At 57.2% G+C, this 16,345-nt stretch carries 13 protein-coding genes and 1 pseudogene; 9 read left to right on the forward strand and 5 right to left on the reverse strand.

Translation table 11 applies throughout. The annotated features are described in order from the left end of the window. The 4 genes from urtD to CHB75_RS20005 are packed head-to-tail and all read left to right on the forward strand — an operon-like array spanning position 1 to position 3,103. Entirely contained in the window at positions 1-750 is a 750-nt protein-coding gene (urtD, locus tag CHB75_RS19990) for an urea ABC transporter ATP-binding protein UrtD (protein WP_089273781.1), read from the forward strand. Positions 751-762: 12 nt separating this feature from the next. Beyond that, a complete protein-coding gene (urtE, locus tag CHB75_RS19995; protein WP_089273783.1) occupies positions 763-1,452 on the forward strand; it encodes an urea ABC transporter ATP-binding subunit UrtE in 690 nt (229 codons plus the stop codon). Positions 1,453-1,488: 36 nt separating this feature from the next. Next, on the forward strand, positions 1,489-2,718 hold the full coding sequence (fmdA, locus tag CHB75_RS20000) for a formamidase (RefSeq protein WP_089273785.1): 1,230 nt from the start codon (positions 1,489-1,491) through the stop codon (positions 2,716-2,718). A 52-nt stretch (positions 2,719-2,770) separates the two neighbouring features. After that, positions 2,771-3,103 carry an FmdB family zinc ribbon protein gene (locus tag CHB75_RS20005; RefSeq protein WP_089273787.1) on the forward strand — a complete coding sequence of 111 codons (333 nt, stop codon included), beginning with the start codon at positions 2,771-2,773 and terminating at the stop codon, positions 3,101-3,103. A 191-nt stretch (positions 3,104-3,294) separates the two neighbouring features. Here the strand turns inward: CHB75_RS20005 and tnpB are convergent, their stop codons facing one another. Together tnpB and CHB75_RS20015 are read right to left on the reverse strand one after the other, a co-directional pair. Further along, positions 3,295-3,639: an IS66 family insertion sequence element accessory protein TnpB gene (tnpB, locus tag CHB75_RS22575; protein ID WP_425439525.1), complete on the reverse strand. Its 345-nt coding sequence runs from the start codon at positions 3,637-3,639 to the stop codon at positions 3,295-3,297. 33 nt (positions 3,640-3,672) lie between these two features. After that, positions 3,673-3,861, reverse strand: a complete 189-nt coding sequence (locus CHB75_RS20015; RefSeq protein WP_245841084.1) for an N-6 DNA methylase — start codon at positions 3,859-3,861, stop codon at positions 3,673-3,675. A gap of 41 nt (positions 3,862-3,902) precedes the next feature. On the opposite strand from CHB75_RS20015, the pseudogene CHB75_RS20020 reads away from it, so the two are divergent. From CHB75_RS20020 to CHB75_RS20035, 4 genes and pseudogenes are all read left to right on the forward strand, one after another. Next, positions 3,903-5,804 (forward strand): annotated as a pseudogene (locus CHB75_RS20020) (UvrD-helicase domain-containing protein); the annotation flags it as partial. A 370-nt stretch (positions 5,805-6,174) separates the two neighbouring features. After that, the gene (locus tag CHB75_RS20025; RefSeq protein ID WP_089273793.1) at positions 6,175-7,188 is read left to right on the forward strand and encodes an IS110 family RNA-guided transposase; all 1,014 of its coding nucleotides are present in this window, start codon (positions 6,175-6,177) and stop codon (positions 7,186-7,188) included. Positions 7,189-7,582: 394 nt separating this feature from the next. Further along, positions 7,583-8,470, forward strand: a complete 888-nt coding sequence (locus tag CHB75_RS20030) for a tyrosine-type recombinase/integrase (RefSeq protein WP_089273795.1) — start codon at positions 7,583-7,585, stop codon at positions 8,468-8,470. Between the two features lie 13 nt (positions 8,471-8,483). Continuing rightward, positions 8,484-9,683: an IS91 family transposase gene (locus CHB75_RS20035; RefSeq protein ID WP_089273797.1), complete on the forward strand. Its 1,200-nt coding sequence runs from the start codon at positions 8,484-8,486 to the stop codon at positions 9,681-9,683. A gap of 541 nt (positions 9,684-10,224) precedes the next feature. On the opposite strand, the gene CHB75_RS20040 is transcribed toward CHB75_RS20035, so the two are convergent. From CHB75_RS20040 to CHB75_RS20050, 3 genes are all read right to left on the reverse strand, one after another. Next, positions 10,225-12,123: an aspartate:alanine exchanger family transporter gene (locus CHB75_RS20040; protein ID WP_089273799.1), complete on the reverse strand. Its 1,899-nt coding sequence runs from the start codon at positions 12,121-12,123 to the stop codon at positions 10,225-10,227. Then, positions 12,116-13,498 carry a glutamate decarboxylase gene (gene gad, locus CHB75_RS20045; protein ID WP_089273801.1) on the reverse strand — a complete coding sequence of 461 codons (1,383 nt, stop codon included), beginning with the start codon at positions 13,496-13,498 and terminating at the stop codon, positions 12,116-12,118. The genes CHB75_RS20040 and gad overlap by 8 nt, the downstream gene beginning before the upstream one ends. Before the next feature lie 629 nt (positions 13,499-14,127). Continuing rightward, positions 14,128-15,162 carry an IS110 family RNA-guided transposase gene (locus CHB75_RS20050; RefSeq protein WP_089273805.1) on the reverse strand — a complete coding sequence of 345 codons (1,035 nt, stop codon included), beginning with the start codon at positions 15,160-15,162 and terminating at the stop codon, positions 14,128-14,130. Positions 15,163-15,531: 369 nt separating this feature from the next. Here CHB75_RS20050 and CHB75_RS20055 point away from each other — a divergent pair, with 369 nt between their 5' ends. Next, complete coding sequence (locus tag CHB75_RS20055; RefSeq protein WP_089273803.1) at positions 15,532-16,140, forward strand: hypothetical protein; 609 nt, start codon at positions 15,532-15,534, stop codon at positions 16,138-16,140. Positions 16,141-16,345 lie beyond the last annotated feature (205 nt).

Here is a 16,345-nt window from a genome sequence, read left to right on the forward strand (position 1 = left end):
ATGAACATGCAAAACCCGAATTTCCTGCTGATGGTCGAGGGGCTGACCGTGTCCTTTGACGGGTTCAAGGCGGTGAATGATCTGAGCTTTTACGTCGAACCCAACGAATGTCGCGTGATCATCGGACCCAACGGCGCCGGCAAGACCACGGTGCTCGACTTGATCTGTGGGCGGACCAAGGCCACCGCTGGGTCGGTCAAGTTCAAGGACAAGGAGCTGTTGGCGATGCGCGAAGACCAGATCGTGCATGCCGGTGTGGGTCGCAAGTTCCAGACGCCGTCGGTCTATGAGGATCTTACGGTGTTCGAGAACCTCGAGCTGTCCTATCCCAAGGGGCACAGCGTGTTCGGCGCGCTGACCTTCCGGCGCGATGCAAACGTCAAGGCCCGGATCAAGGAGATCGCCGAGACGATCTTTCTTGAGGATCTGCTGGACGAAAAGGCGGCCTATTTGAGCCACGGGCAGAAGCAATGGCTCGAGATCGGGATGCTGCTGATCCAGGATCCGGAGTTGTTGATGCTCGACGAACCTGTGGCGGGCATGTCGGTGGCCGAACGCAAGAAGACCGCCGAACTGCTGCGCCGCATCGTCGAGGACCGGTCGGTCATCGTGATCGAGCACGACATGGGATTTGTCGCCGACATCGCCACACGCGTCACCGTCCTGCACCAGGGCAAGACTCTGTCCGAAGGGTCGATGGAGCGGGTGCAGAACGATCCCAAAGTCATCGAAGTCTATCTGGGCCACTGAAGGGAACACCCGATGCTGAATGTCGAAAACCTGCGCGCGGCCTATGGCGAATCCGAGGTGCTGCACGGTCTGAACCTGGATGTACCGGGTGGCGAGATCGTTGCCATCATGGGGCGCAACGGGATGGGAAAGACCACGTTGATGAAGACGCTGATGGGCGTCGTTTCGGAAAGCGGCGGAGAGACGCGTGTGGATGGTACAGCGGTGTCGGGCAAGAAGCCGCACCAGCGCGTTGCGGCTGGCCTGGCCTATGTGCCGCAGGGCCGGATGATTTTTTCCAGCATGACGGTGCAGGAGAACATCGAGACCGGGCTTACCGTCACGGGGTCCTCGACGGTGCCTGGCGATATCTATGAGCTATTTCCGGTGCTGCTGGAGATGAAGGGGCGGCGCGGCGGCAACCTGTCTGGCGGGCAGCAGCAACAGCTGGCGATTGCCCGCGCACTGGCCAGTAACCCCAAGGTGCTGCTGTTGGACGAGCCGACCGAGGGCATCCAGCCGTCAATCATCCGCGAAATGGCCCGGACCCTGCGCGATATCCGCGACAAGAAGGGGCTGACAATTGTCGTGTCCGAACAGGTGCTGAGCTTTGCGCTGGATGTCGCGGACAGGGTGATCGTGATCGAGAACGGTAGCTTTGTGCACGACAGCCCGCGCGATGGAATCGACGAGGCGAAAGTTTCGAAATTCCTATCCGTTTGACGACCCAACTGACCTAAAAAGGAGAGAGGATATCCCATGGCTGATACTTTGATTTCGGTGGATCTGAGCGAGAGCCCGCACACCAACGAGAACGTGCACAACCGCTGGCACCCGGACATTCCGATCAACGTCTGGGTCGAACCCGGCGATGATTTCAAGATCGAGACCTATGACTGGACGGGTGGCCAAATCAAGAACGACGACGACGCATCGGATGTGCGCGATGTGGAGCTGGAGCAGGTTCATTATCTGTCCGGTCCCATCGGCGTGAAGGGGGCTGCGCCGGGTGACCTGCTGGTCGTGGAGATTCTGGATATCGGCGCGGTCGAAGAGATGAACTGGGGCTTCAACGGCTTCTTTTCCAAGAATAACGGCGGCGGCTTCCTGACCGACCATTTCCCGGCGGCGCAGAAATCCATCTGGGACTTCGACGGCATGTTCACTAAATCACGGCACGTGCCGGGTGTGAAATACGCCGGTCTGATCCACCCCGGTCTGATCGGCTGTCTGCCGGATCGCAAGATGCTGGACATGTGGAACACCCGCGAAACCAAGCTGTTCAACACCGACCCCGAGCGGGTGCCGCCGCTGGCCGCATTGCCCAACACGCAAAGCGCGCATATGGGCGCAATGAAGGGCGACGCGCGCGAAAAGGCCGCGATGGAAGGCGCGCGCACCGTGCCGCCGCGCGAACATGGCGGCAACTGCGACATCAAGGATCTGAGCCGCGGCTGCAAGATCTACTTCCCAGTCTATGTCGATGGCGCGGGCCTTTCGATGGGCGATCTGCACTTCTCTCAGGGCGACGGCGAAATCACCTTCTGCGGTGCGATCGAAATGGCCGGATGGCTGCACCTCAAGGTCGAGGTGATCAAGGACGGCATGGCGAAATACGGCGTGAAGAACCCGATCTTCAAACCGTCGCCGATCAAGCCGGTCTATGACGATTACCTGATCTTCGAAGGCATCTCGGTCGATGAGGCAGGTGAGCAGCATTACCTTGACGTGCATGTGGCCTATCGCCAGGCGTGCCTGAACGCGATCGAGTATCTCAAAAAGTTCGGCTATACTGGGGCGCAGGCCTATTCGATCTTGGGCACTGCGCCGGTGCAGGGGCATATTTCGGGCGTGGTGGACATTCCCAACGCCTGCGCGACGCTCTGGCTGCCCAACGACATCTTCGAGTGGGACATGATGCCGAACGCCAACGGACCGACCAAGTATCTGGACGGCTCTGTCGACATGCCGATCGCCTACGATCTGTAACGCATTGGGCGGCCCCGCACGGGGCCGTCCTTTCTTTGAACAGGAGACAGCCATGCCGTTTTACGACTACTGGTGCGACGATTGCGGACCGTTCACGGCCTATGCGTCGCTGAAGGATTATGCAGAACCCTGCGGATGCCCGGACTGTGCGTCGGTTGCGCCGCGCGTTCTGATCAACGCGCCGCGTCTGGCGGGCATGAGCTCGGAACGCCGCAAGGCATTCGAGACCAATGAACAGAGCGCCGACAGCCCAAAGCGGACGTCGACCCATGGCCCCGGCTGCGGTTGTTGTTCAGGTGGCTCGAAAGTGGGGTCCAAGACCTTGGTGCGCCCTGACGGGTCCAAGAGTTTCCCGACCAAGCGACCGTGGATGATTTCGCACTGATCCGATGTCGGAGGGGCTGGTAAACCAAATCATTTTGTGGCGGCAAACCTCGCCAGACGGCGAAAGGTTTGCCTGTGGGCTTTAGCCAAGGCTTCCAGCCGCCCGTTTCGTTCGCTCTGAGCCAAGATAATGGCCTTGAGCGCATCCATGTCATTGTGAAGGTTTGCCGTCGGAATCATGCAGCGGAATTGTCAAAATCGACGTGCATGCACCCGCCAAAATGATCCGGTGATCCACTCTGCCGCAGTCGGCGGACGCGCGGCAACTGCTCGCACTGTCCGCCAGTCGAGATCGGAAAACAACGCCTCGAACTGAGCATGGTTCAACGCCACGACACCGTCCCGGATTGCAGGCCAGGTGAACACATGCTCCTCAAGCCGCTTGTAGGCCAAGACAAGGCCGGTGGAACCAGGTCGCTCACGTGTGATCGGCGCATTGCTTACCCATGTTCTCAACTTATTCCCTGAACCAATAGCATAAGGCGCCGGAATTCTGCATCGTCCGCAGCCTGTTTCCAAAAGTTGACGAAGCGGCAAACGAGTTGAACATTGGATGCTTCGTAGTGGCCGTTACTGTCGATCCGGTCCAGCGACGGCAACATATTTGAATCGTCGTGAGGCCTGCATGAGCGCCTCGTCCTCGGGGCGTTTGACGTAGTTGTCGCGCATGTGGCGCATGGCGCAGGTCAGGAAGCCGCCGGTGCCGCAGGCGGGGTCCATCAGGATCTCGCCGGGGTGCGGGTCGATCTGCTGGACCATGAAGGAGGTGACGGCGCGGGGCGTGTAGTATTCGCCGGCGTTGGGATTACCAGTCGGCGCACGCGTGGTACTCCGAGGTCGAGAGCCGCAATTTGCGCATCCTGAAAGGTGAGACCGTCAAAAGCTTTGAAGAGCTGCTGATCGCAAACTGGCTCTACAGAAATGGCATCGCTTACGAGTACGAACCCACCTATGAACACAAACTCAAAGGGACCGGAAGGCGGGCCTATACACCCGACTTTCGGTTAACAGAGAGCGGTGTCTACCTTGAGCATTTTGGGGTTCGCAAGAAACGCCTGCGTGACGGCACAGATGAACTGACGACAGCGCCATTTGTTGACCGCGATGAGTACCTCGAAGGAATGGAGTGGAAGCGCCAGGTTCATGCTGATCACGAGACCGTACTAATCGAAACCTACAGCTGGGAACGTGAAGAAGGACGGCTGCTTGATGCGCTGGCTGAGAAGCTCGAACCACACGTGACAATACGGCCGATACCGGACGTCGAAATCTATGACCAAGTCACTCAAGTTGGCGCGGTGGACAGCTTCACCTCGTTGATTGCCACATTCCTTCGCCACTTCAAAAATGGGGGCTATGCGGTTGGAGATTGCTCTGAAAAGGCAACAAACCTGAAGTTGGGCAAAAGGGCCGAGGCGTTCGTCAAAATCTTTGAAGCCGTACACCGCGAATATCAATCTCGTCTGGGCGATCGTATCGATTTCGAAGATATGGTGATCCGAGCCACCGCGCACGTCGAAAGCGGGCGTTACGAAAGCCCCTTCCGACACATCCTTGTTGACGAATTCCAGGATATCTCGACGGGTCGGGCCCGCCTGATCAAAGCCCTGAAAGATCAGCATACAGATGCTAAGATATTCGGGGTTGGGGATGACTGGCAGTCGATCTATCGGTTCGCTGGATCCGATATTCATATCATGAGAAATTTCGGCAACCAGTTCGGTGGAGTGTATGCTGGCACTTCCGGAGTTCATCGTTCCGTGGACCTTGGCCGCACCTTCCGGTCAGTGGACAAGATTGCACTGGCGGCTCGACGCTTTGTTCTATGTAATCCCGCCCAGATCAAAAAAACGGTGGTCCCCGCAGGCGAGACTGATCAGCCCGCCATACGGATCGCATGGACAAGGCGCGACACAGCTGAAAGCGTCATGGCAGGAACCCTTGCCGCCCTCTCAAGCTCCCCGCCTTCTTCGGATCGCAATCCCTCGGTGCTTCTGCTTGGTCGATACCGCTTCCTCGAACCCGATTTACGACGTCTTCGGAGGGAGCACCCTAAGCTCTCGATAAATTTCAAAACAATCCACGCATCAAAGGGGCTCGAAGCCGATCATGTGATCATCCTCGGCGCTGATAACGCCAAGATGGGGTTTCCTTCGATGATTGTTGATGACCCACTGCTGAGTTTGGTGTCACCTGACGCCGAACCCTTCGCAAATGCCGAAGAGCGCCGCGTGATGTATGTCGCAATGACCCGCGCGCGTCATACGGTAACGATCATGGCCTCTGAAGCACGGCCATCGACCTTTGTGACGGAATTAATGAAGGAGCCAGAATACGGCGTCTCCAGCCCACAAGATGCTTTGGAACGCACCCACAAATGCCAGCAATGTGAAGGGCGCTTGCTCTACATGCCAGGAAATGAAGGTCCGGGATGGTATAGATGCGAGCATGTAAAGCTCTGCGGCAACCGAATGCCAGCATGCCCTGCATGCAGTACAGGACTACCCATTCGAGAGACGGCGCACAGTGAGATGACATGTTCTGATTGTGGTGCTGCTCAACAGTCCTGCCCAACCTGTTCAGATGGTTGGCTCGTCGAGCGCCGAGGCCGCTTTGGGCCATTCCTTGGCTGCGTTCGCTTCCCTGATTGTAGTGGGAAGGCGAAAGTCCCGAAGAGCAAGTCCGGAAAATTGACAGCCTGATTGGCCGGAGAAGCAACTGATATCGTAACCACTGCCGGGTAGAAAGTAAGTGGGCAGGTCAAATTTCGCAACCATACTATTGTCTTGGCATACAGATCACCATCAATAGCACACCAGCATAGGCCAAAGGGCGTATTCTGTTGAAAAACTCTCATACCGCGCGTTGATCCCAAATCTGGCAGAACAAAATTCTGATTTACTCAAATTTCAATAGAGCCACAGGGTGCAATCAGCACGTCAGGGAATGATTTCCCAATTTTTCGAAATTTGCAGATGCAGCACAGAGTTTTTCAACATGGCGTAATCAGGATCAGCGCTTAGCTACCTCTGTTATTCTTGATGTTCATGTCATTGAAAAGGAGACTGACCGATGGAATATTTTGCTGGTTTGGATGTTTCCATGGAAGAGACGCATATTTGCATCCTCGATCGTGAAGGCGCGTTGATCCGGGAAGGGAAAGCATCCTCGGCGCCAAAGGCGATCGCCGCGTTTCTCGTCGCCGGACCACCATGTTCCAAAGTTGTTTTTGAGACTGGACGGATGGCCCCAATGCTTTTCCACGGCTTGACGGAGCTTGGTGTTCCGGTTGTTTGCATCGAGAGCAGGCAGGCGTATCAGGCTCTAAAATCTCTGGCGGGACACAAGACAGATCGAAATGATGCTCGGGGCTTGGCACATTTGGCGCGGACAGGATTTTACAAACCGACCCACGTTAAGTCACTGTCAGCTCATGCAATCCGTGCGCTGATCGCGGCCCGCAAGAAGCTGGTCGGACTGCGCGTGACCATCGATAATCAGATCCGAGGGCTGGTTGTCGTGTTCGGCGTGCGCCTTCCACGCGCGCTGTCGCCCGCCTTCAAAGACGCGGCGTTGAAGGTCAGCGATGGCGTCCCTGGCCTGAATGCCGCGTTGCGGGGTCTGTTTGCAGCGCGCGAAGCGATATTGAGGGCCGTGGCTGCCATTGACAGTGACATCAAGTTAATGACCCGCAAGTCCGCAGTTTGTGCGCGCCTCATGACAGTGCCAGGCGTCGGCCCAATCACGGCATTGGCATTTGCGGCAGCCATCGATGATCCGAAACGCTTCAAGCGATCACGAGATGTGGGTGCGTACCTTGGGCTTGTTCCCAGACGCCACCAATCAGGTGAAGTAGACTACACCGGCAGCATCTCCAAACGTGGGGATGTGCGCGTTAGAACGATGCTTTATGAGGCCGCAAATGTGATGCTCACGCGATATGCGGGACCACTGAAGCTCAAGTCATGGGCGCGTGCAATTGGACAGCGTTCGACAATGAGAAAGGCACGGGTAGCATTGGCCAGACGTCTTGCGATCATTCTGCATGCCATGATGCGCGATCAGACCGAATTCCAGGTTGCGTAAACAGAACCCGAACAACCGAGGATTCCTACCATAAAACTCCCATGCGGGACGACGCCCGAGGGAGGGCGTGGAATATGGCGCCGATTCTGTAGCGACAGAGCTGATTAACGATCTGATCGCGGTTTCAACATTGCCAGCCCACACCCAGCCAACCCCATCATGAGCCCGTGAGCTCGAAGAGAACCAAGGCAACCTCAGACGTCAATTGCCCCCAAAACTGAAAGAAGCACATTGACAGATTAGAGAACAGAATCGGCGGAAGGACTAAGCCGCTCCGCGGCATTGACGCGCGTGGCTGATGTCGTAGCCCAGCCCTCATGGGGCTGCGCGTTTTGTGATCTCGGCGACCTGCCTGACGATTGGGGCCTTCTCAATCATCAGACAGGAGGCTCCCATGACAGAGGAGAGAGTGACACCGCTGCGTCAGCGGATGATCGAAGACATGAACATCCGCGGCTTGGGCGATAAGACCCAGAAGGCCCACATACGGAACGTGAAGCATTTCGCCGCTTTCCTTGGACGCTCGCCGGACACGGCAACACCAGAAGAACTACGGTCATATCAGTTGAAGATGACCGAGGACGGGGTATCGGCCAGCACCTTCAACGTTCGGATCATTTCCCTGCGGTTCTTTTTCGGTGTGACCTGTGGGCGCGACGAGATGAGGCGTTTCATGCAGTTTCACCGCAAACCCCGCAAGTTGCCGGTGGTGCTGAGCGTCGAGGAGGTGGCGGACTTGCTGGCCGCCGTTCCCGGGCCCGGGCTCAAGTATCGGGCCGCGCTTGGCATCAGCTATGGCGCAGGGCTAAGGGCCTCCGAGGTGTGCCACCTCAAGGTCACGGACATCGACAGTGATCGCATGCTGATCCACGTCGATGAGGGCAAGGGCGGCAGAGATCGCAAGGCCATGCTGTCGCCCAATCTGCTCGAATTGTTGCGCGATTACTGGCGGGAGTCGCGGCCCGAGGGCTGGCTTTTTCCGGGCAAGCCGAAGATCAATCCGCTGTCGCCGCGCCAGCTGAACAGGGCCTTCACTTCGGCCAAGCACATGGCCGGCATCCAAAAGGCAGCCACGCTGCACACCCTCCGCCACAGCTTCGCAACGCATCTGCTGGAAGCCAACACTGACGTCCGGGTCATCCAGGTCCTGCTGGGACACGCCAAGCTGACCACGACGGCGCGCTACACCCAAGTGGCGACCAAGACGATCCGCAGCACGGTCAGCCCCTACGAGCAGATCAAGTTGTTGCAAGACGAGACCCTGCGACGAGGAATGCAGTAGCACCCCGGGGCCGGTGCCCCGGCCAAAGCTGGAGATCGCTGATATCTTTCGTGCCCATGGTCCTGCGTGGCGGCAGGCCAATGCCGGGCACGTCAGCCTCACCCAGCTCAAGGTGATGTCAGCCATCGAAGCCTGCCGGACCGAGGCCCTCGGCGGGCATGTGGCCGGGTGTGCCAAGTGCGGCCACCACCATATCGCCTACAATTCCTGCAAGAACAGGCACTGTCCGAAGTGCCAGGGGCCAGCGGCGCGCGACTGGATGGCCGCGCGCGCCGAGGACCTTCTCCCCGTGGAGTATTTCCACGTCGTCTTCACCCTGCCAGCCGAGATCGCGCAGATCGCGTTCTGGAACAAGAAGGCCGTGTATGGCCTGCTGTTCCGCGCCTCTGCGGAAACGGTGATGACCATTACAGCCGATCCCAAGCGCCTCGGCGCCCGGATTGGCATGACCAGCGTTCTGCACACCTGGGGATCGGCGCTGACGCATCACCCCCACATCCACATGATCGTGCCGGGCGGAGGGCTCTCGTCGGACGGCACCCGATGGGTCGCCTGCAAGCCCGGGTTCTTCCTGCACGTCCGCGTGCTGTCCCGCCTGTTCCGGCGGATTTTCCTTGACGGGTTGCTGGCCCTGCATCGCGCCGGGGGACTGGCCTTCTATGGCGCCCTCGAACGCCTCGAGATCCCGGATGCCTTTGCCGTCTGGCTCAAGCCATTCCGTAGAACCGAATGGGTCGTCTACGCCAAGCCTCCCTTCGGTGGCCCCGAGGCGGTGCTCGCCTACCTCAGCCGATACACCCACCGTGTTGCGATCTCCAACACCCGCCTGATCAGCGCCGACGCCGAGACAGTCGCGTTTCGATGGAAGGATTACCGTATCAAGACCGGCGACCGCTCGAGGGTCATGCGTCTCGCCACACCAGAGTTCATCCGCCGTTTCCTGATGCACGTCCTCCCCGACGGGTTCCACCACATCCGACACTACGGCTTGCTGGCCAGCGCGACCCGCAAGGTCAATATCAACAGAATCCGTGCGCTGCTCAGCGTCCCGATGGCTGACCCGGTTGCCTTGCCGGAACCCGTGGGCGAGATCATTCCGCTCACCCTGCGTGAACCATGCCCATGCTGCGGCGGCCCGATGCGCATCATCGAGATATTCCGTCGCGGCCAGAAACCCATGTCGCGCGCCCCACCACGGGAGCAGGCCGCATGACGAACCGCCCGTCTCCCTGCATGCATCCATGCCAACTGGCCTGCGCAGCGCCGGTCATGTCACCCTGCGCCCCGCGGGCCCCGGTTCGCCTTCCCACTGGCATATGGGTGAAACGCACCTTTTCGCCAGCATCGAAAGGCAGAAACCCACCGCCGGTCAACGCCGCCGACAACATAGCCGCCACCACCTCGATCAGCGTGGTATCGACCGCCAGCGCTCTTTCCCCATAGCGCTCATCAAGCCCCTCACGGCTTCGTCCTTCCGAGGTTTGTCAACGCGGGCCGCCATCTCTTGGCTGTCAACGTCGCACCACGGCCCGCATCGAAAAACCTTCAGGAAACCGGACCTTAGCTGCGTTATGCACCGAGGTCTGCTTTTGGGGCCAACTGGCCTTGTGCAGTTGCAGTTACGCACTGCTGCGAAACGTGTACCGCCCCGTGGCTGGAGCAACGAGGCAGTGCCCCGCTTCATTTCGCTGGGCGGGGCGCTGCCGTTTGTTAAGTTCGCAATCCTTGTGTCAACAGCTTGGTAAATTGATATGTCATAACAGGATCATGGAAAAATAGCCGCCAATCAATGCAAGCACGGTCGTGAGGGCATAGCTGACTGGATAGGGAACAGCAGCGACAGAGCTCTTAGATTCTTCCATGATTGCGTTCAGGCCGGGGGTACTGTTTCTGCCGCCAGTTGTAGCACCATCCGAAATAATCGAATTTAGTCCAAAGACTTTTACTCCGACCCAAAATGCGACGAGTGGCGGTATAAGTGCCCCTGCTACCCCGATCAACGCAAGCCACATGATTGTGTCGCCGCCGAGGGCAGAGATAACCTTGGGACCTACATTGGCTGACAAAACAGCCACAAAAGCATTCAGCCCAAAGTCCTGAAGAAAACTACGCGCGCCTTCATGTACGGGACCACCGAAGTTCGGATTCCGGCTCCGGAAATAACTGACGCCCACACCGGCCATAATCACACCAGCGGACGTTCCGAGCGCGAAGGGGATGCCGGAAACCGTGACTGTGACGATCCCGACCAAGTACCCAACCAACATGGCAAGCGCGAGATAGAGCACTTCGGATTTCATTGTCGGCAAAATCGCATGCCCGCCAAGTTGTTTCGCTGCAGCTTTGATGGCAGCATCCGGACCTGTCAGGCGCAGCACATCGCCGAAACGTACGTCGCTGTTGGGGCCCAATGGCAACTCATTTCCTGCTCGAAACAAGGCTTGAACTTCTATACCACCAGTGCCGTGGCTTTCCAGTTCAGCTATAGTTTTCCCAGAAACAGCATGTGACCCGATATGGACGTCGGCAACTTCCAAAGGCACATTTCGGGCCAGAAGATCATCGGATTCAGGGCCAATGAGTTCGCCTTCCTCAAGGATCAGATCATGCACATCGCTGCGAACTGTTACGATATCGCCTGCAGCGATCACGGGATCACTGGATAATTCCACAATTTTGTGATCACGCACGACACGCAAAATTGGTACATGGGGAAAATCAGCAGCCAACTCCGAAATGTTACGCCCCAAAAAGCGATCATGGGTCACGTTGAAGGCACGCAGGTCATAAGGGGACGCGCTCATCGTCAATGCCCCTGGAGCACCCGGCACTGGATGTATGGCACCGCCTGTGTACTCGGCTTCAGCCAGCTTGGCGTCTGCTGCAGCATCATAGCCGAAGATACGGGGCAGGTAGCGGATCAAAAGGATGATACCTACAGTCGACAGCACATAGCTGATTGCATAAGCGGCGGCCATGTTCGCGCCGACTTCCTCAACGGTCATGCCTTCAGGGGGCACGTAAGCGCCGCTGGCCATGGCACCTTGACCAACGCCCAAGATGGCTGTGATGGTATAGCTTCCCGATATCAGTCCCGTTGCGTAGCCGGGCGCCAAGCCGACCAATTTTGCCCCGAAATAACAGATGACCCAGTTCAGAACCCAGACGATCACGCCTATCCCGACAAATGCCAAGCCGCCTTTTCGCAAACCGGAGAAAAACTGAGGGCCAACTTTCAATCCGAGTGCGTACATAAACAGCAACAGCATGAAAGAGGACAGAATTCCGGGGATAGAATAGGTGATGCCGTAGGCCGCCTCGGCGATCATCGAAAGAACGACCCCCACAAGCAACGTCCCTGCTGTCGAGCCAAGAGAGATCGTCTTGAAACTGAGCTTCCCGATCAGTGTACCAAGCGCCAACGCAAGCAGAACGTAGGCAATTGGCTGGTTGTCCAGAAGTTGAAAGAAGCCGTGAAGCCCAGACTCGGTAACTGGTTCGATCTTGTCAAATATCTGTCCGACCACGCTTTGTGACGTCGAGATGCCTGCATCCTGCGCCGATGCAGGTCCGCTGACAAGGAGCAGTGGCAACAATGAGAGGTGGGCAGCAAATCTCCCTGCTGCCCTCAAGAGGTTTCCCGGTTTAACCATGATGGAACCCCGGTCCAGCGGTGGAATTGGGTATCGGATTCTTTGACAGATGCTCAATCGCGCGCTTCATATCATCAAGAAGAAGGCTGGCCAGATCACGGGTGACCCCGTGGCGTATCAGGATGCGCTGAACGACAGTTTCCTGGCGGTTCGATGGCAGCGGGTAGGACGCAATCTGCCATCCGCGCATCCGTACCCGTTCTGATAGATCGTAAAGTGTGAAGCCATGATCGGCATCTGTCAGCTTGTAAGCAACGGCAGGTAGGCCGCCATGACCATCATAGACCATTTCGAACGGCCCGATCTTGGCCAGTTCTGCACCCAACCATTGCGCTGTATCGGAGCATGCTTGCTGAATGGCAGTATAGCCTTCGCGGCCCAAGCGTAGGAAATTGTAATATTGTGCAATGATCTCACCGCCCGGGCGGGAGAAGTTCAGCGCGAATGTCGGCATGTTGCCGCCCAAGTAATCCACGTAGAAGATTAGATCTTCAGGCAGATCTTGTTGGGACGCCCAGATGACCCAGCCAACACCCAACGGAGCCAGCCCGTATTTGTGCCCTGAGGCATTGATCGACCGGACGCGAGAGATCTGGAAATCCCACACGAGGTCGCGCTGAATGAACGGTGCGATGAAACCGCCCGATGCCGCATCGACGTGGATCGGAATATCAAGCCCAAGATCACGCTCCATTGCGTCCAATTCGCGTGCCAGAGCTTCGACCGGCTCATAGATGCCAGTAAAGGTAACACCCAGTGTAGCAACCACGCCGATGGTGTTTTCATCGCAGTATTTGCGTAGGTCTTCGGGCTGTATGCCAAGCGCATCGCCTTCAAGCGGCACCTCACGGATTTCAACGTCGAAATATCGTGCGAATTTTTTCCAACAAATCTGCACTGGGCCCGTGACGATATTTGGTTTGCTTGTGTCCTTACCCTCGGCCTCGCGCCGCGCACGCCATTTCCATTTGAAGGCCAAGCCACCTAACATGGCCGCTTCGCTTGAGCCTGTGGTCGAGCACCCGACAGTCTCCCATGATTTTTCAGCGTGCCACAGGTCCGCAAGAATGTGGACGCAACGATTTTCGATCTCGGCGGTCTGAGGGTATTCGTCTTTGTCGATCATGTTCTTGTCGACAGCGTCAGTCATCAACTGTTTAACTTCATCCTCAACCCATGTTGTGCAAAACGTCGCCAGATTTTGACGAGCATTGCCGTCCAGCAGCAGTTCATCACGCACCAAAGAGTATGCGGCATGCGGCTCAGCGCGGCCGTCCGGCATGCGGTACTTTGGAAGGCTATTTTCAGAGACACCCGTGGCATAGATATCCCGAAGAGTGGATTGGTCGTTGAGATCAACTTTGTGGATAGGCATGTCGAGGGTCCTTTGATGGCGTCGATTTAGACTGAATATCAATTGATATGTGCGTCAGTTGACGCCACGCGCGTTAGCGCTACCGATGATATTTTCTCTTGCTAACGCCTCTCCACCCAAAGCTGCGTTGATTTAGGTCAATTGTAGAACATTTCGAAACTTGGTTCCCAAGTGGACGCGAAGTTTTCTAAAGCGACAGTCGGCGATCCAATATTCTGCGTCGCACTCAAATATCTCGTCTGCGAAAGTGCCGCAGCCACTTTGGCAATACTGATCAAGGTCGGCTTCCGCCGGTTGTTGCCGACTGGGCGTTCTGCAGCATCTGCAACTATTGGGTTCGAAGTTGTCGTTCGCCGCGCGACACATCGATGTCCGCTTCTCTAATTGGGCGTTTGGGTCAAGCTCATTTTCCTTCCTTCTCGTGGATCATTGTCACTCATCCGGGTCACGCTTCTCTTCGCAGTCTGGTTGATGCCATCGGGCATCGCTGCACGCATGTGTCGGATTGGTAGCGGAGAGCCTTGCTCTGAGACGCGCTTCTCGTTGTGCAGCAGCCATTTTCGGCTTCTTCCACAGACCTCGTCCGGTGAGGGACGATCCCGTTCGGCTTTGGCGGGTGGCGGATCAGATCATGCCGTGCCCTCCACCTCTGCCGGACGGAACTCGGTGCCATCTGACCACATTCTATGCAGCAGGACGGCCAACTTTCTGGCCACCGCGACAACGGCGCGGCGGCGTCCTTTGGTTCGCATCAATCGCATGCCCCAAGATTTGATCTGAGAGCCCGCCATCGTGCGCATCAGCAGTGCATTCGCGGCCGCGTAAAGCGTCGCTCGGACATCCCGGTCTCCGGCTTTCGAAATCCTGCCAGGACTATCATGCTCACCAGATTGATAGCGCCTTGGTGTCAGTCCAAAATGCGCGGCAACCGTGCGAGCCCGTTTGAAGCGCGCAGGATCGTCAACGGCAGCCTTGAAGGTCAGCGCCGCAATCGGCCCGACACCGGGAACGGTCATCATCCGGAGGCAAACCTCATCCCGGGCGGCGGCACGTTTGACACGGCGGTCCAGTTCAAGAAAGTGCTGATACAAGACCCGACGCGCATCGAGCAGCGGGATAATCGCATGCGCCAGGATCTCATCCATTTCAATCACCGGACGGACGAGGCCGTCAAAGTTGCCATGCTGCACTGTCTTGGGAAGGCGGAGGCCAAAGATCTTCAACAGCCCGCGCACTTCATTGGCGAGATCGATTGTCTTATTGAGCAATGCTCTGCGGGTGCTGAGCAAGGCCCGCACACCATGCGCTTCTCGGCTCTTCATGTGGACCGGGCTGAACCAGCCGGTTCGCAGAACATGGGCAATCCCACGCGCGTCGTTCTTGTCGGTCTTGTTGCGCATCGCTGAAAGGGCAGCGTTCACTTGGCGGGCTTCCATGCAGACGACATCAAAACCTTCACTGGTCAGACCATAAAAGAGATGCTGGCTCAGCGTGCCAGCCTCAAAACCAATGCGCTCGATCGGATAACCGGAGGTGTTCAGGCAATCGGCGATATCGCCAACTTCACAGGGTAGTTCCCTTTCGAGCATCACCTTGCCTTTGGCATCGACGACACAGATGGCACATGAGCGAAGTGACACATCCAAACCGGCAAAATATTCCATCATTCATCTCCCTTGTTCACGGTCTGACTATGATTTTAACGGGAGCTCGACCTCTGAATAGGGGCAGCCCAATTACGCATGCTCTGGGCCGTCTTCAACGGCCAGATTGCTAGCCCACAGGTGCAATTCCGCACCGCCTCTTATGACCGGAGAGAGCCTGCAACAGCAGTGATAAAATCTGGTTGCGTGCGCTTGCAGAATGCAAAAATGCTGAAGGATCGCGAATTTCGGTACTGCCTCGCAGCAGGAAGGCGTGCGGTCACGCACGCTACGGATTTTGCGGCGCGTCGGGAGCTTGCCCCGGCGCGTTTTCTTTTAAGTACAAGCAGCGTAGGTTGATCACGACTGACCAAGACGGAGAGCCCCGAGATGACAGCCACCGAAAAGCTGCTGAAGCGCATCCGCGACTTGCAGGGCGAACTGGACAAAGAGTTCGAGGCGCGCCGTGAGGCGTTCCAATATCGCTTTGAGAATGGCAAGGTAGTGTTCGATGCCGAGATGCGGCGACGCCACCGTGAGATGCGCGTCAGGCTTCTGACTTTTCTACGCCGAACAAGGCCGATGACGGTTATCACTGCGCCGGTGATATATAGCCTCATTCTGCCATTCGCCCTGCTGGATCTGTTTGTCACGATCTACCAGGCGGTATGCTTTCCGGTTTACGGGATCGAAAAGGTAGGCCGCGCCGATTTCATCCGGGTAGACCGGCACCATCTTGCCTATCTCAACTGGTTGCAAAAGCTGAACTGCGTCTATTGCGGCTATTGCAATGGGCTGATCGGCTATGTGCAGGAGGTGGCAGGACGGTCAGAGGCGTTCTGGTGCCCGATCAAACACGCGGCTCGCGTTGGCGCGCATCATGCCTATTATGCGCAATTCGTTGATTATGGCGATGCCGAAGGCTTTTCCGATGGGCTGAAGGCGTCAAGGATGAGGATCACCCAACCAGGCCTGTCAGGGATTAAAACTGGGGAGTGAGACTAGGTTGAATGGCCGCACAGCTGGATCGAAATAGCGCGATGAATGGCTCGTGTGGGCCACACATCGACGTTTAGGACATCGAAATGCTGCGGTCTGCACGAATGGCGTGTGTGGATAGCTCCTGCATAGCAAGACATATTTGAAGTAATTTCGCACTGGTCAGAAGCAGACGTGTGTCCGGCCTGTTTGCGCGGCGCTCGTA

Origin of the sequence: Puniceibacterium sediminis (genome assembly GCF_900188035.1) — a bacterium.
GTDB classification, from domain to species: domain Bacteria; phylum Pseudomonadota; class Alphaproteobacteria; order Rhodobacterales; family Rhodobacteraceae; genus Puniceibacterium; species Puniceibacterium sediminis.

Excerpts from the sequence above, each read along its gene's own strand:
- CHB75_RS20055 (WP_089273803.1), top strand. The coding sequence starts at position 15,532 with ATGACAGCCACCGAAAAGCTGCTGAAGCGCATCCGCGACTTGCAGGGC.
- urtD (WP_089273781.1), top strand. The coding sequence starts at position 1 with ATGAACATGCAAAACCCGAATTTCCTGCTGATGGTCGAGGGGCTGACC.
- CHB75_RS20030 (WP_089273795.1), top strand. The coding sequence starts at position 7,583 with ATGACAGAGGAGAGAGTGACACCGCTGCGTCAGCGGATGATCGAAGAC.
- CHB75_RS20025 (WP_089273793.1), top strand. The coding sequence starts at position 6,175 with ATGGAATATTTTGCTGGTTTGGATGTTTCCATGGAAGAGACGCATATT.
- CHB75_RS20050 (WP_089273805.1), bottom strand. The coding sequence starts at position 15,162 with ATGGAATATTTTGCCGGTTTGGATGTGTCACTTCGCTCATGTGCCATC.
- CHB75_RS20015 (WP_245841084.1), bottom strand. The coding sequence starts at position 3,861 with ATGGTCCAGCAGATCGACCCGCACCCCGGCGAGATCCTGATGGACCCC.
- urtE (WP_089273783.1), top strand. The coding sequence starts at position 763 with ATGCTGAATGTCGAAAACCTGCGCGCGGCCTATGGCGAATCCGAGGTG.
- gad (WP_089273801.1), bottom strand. The coding sequence starts at position 13,498 with ATGCCTATCCACAAAGTTGATCTCAACGACCAATCCACTCTTCGGGAT.
- fmdA (WP_089273785.1), top strand. The coding sequence starts at position 1,489 with ATGGCTGATACTTTGATTTCGGTGGATCTGAGCGAGAGCCCGCACACC.
- CHB75_RS20040 (WP_089273799.1), bottom strand. The coding sequence starts at position 12,123 with ATGGTTAAACCGGGAAACCTCTTGAGGGCAGCAGGGAGATTTGCTGCC.
- CHB75_RS20005 (WP_089273787.1), top strand. The coding sequence starts at position 2,771 with ATGCCGTTTTACGACTACTGGTGCGACGATTGCGGACCGTTCACGGCC.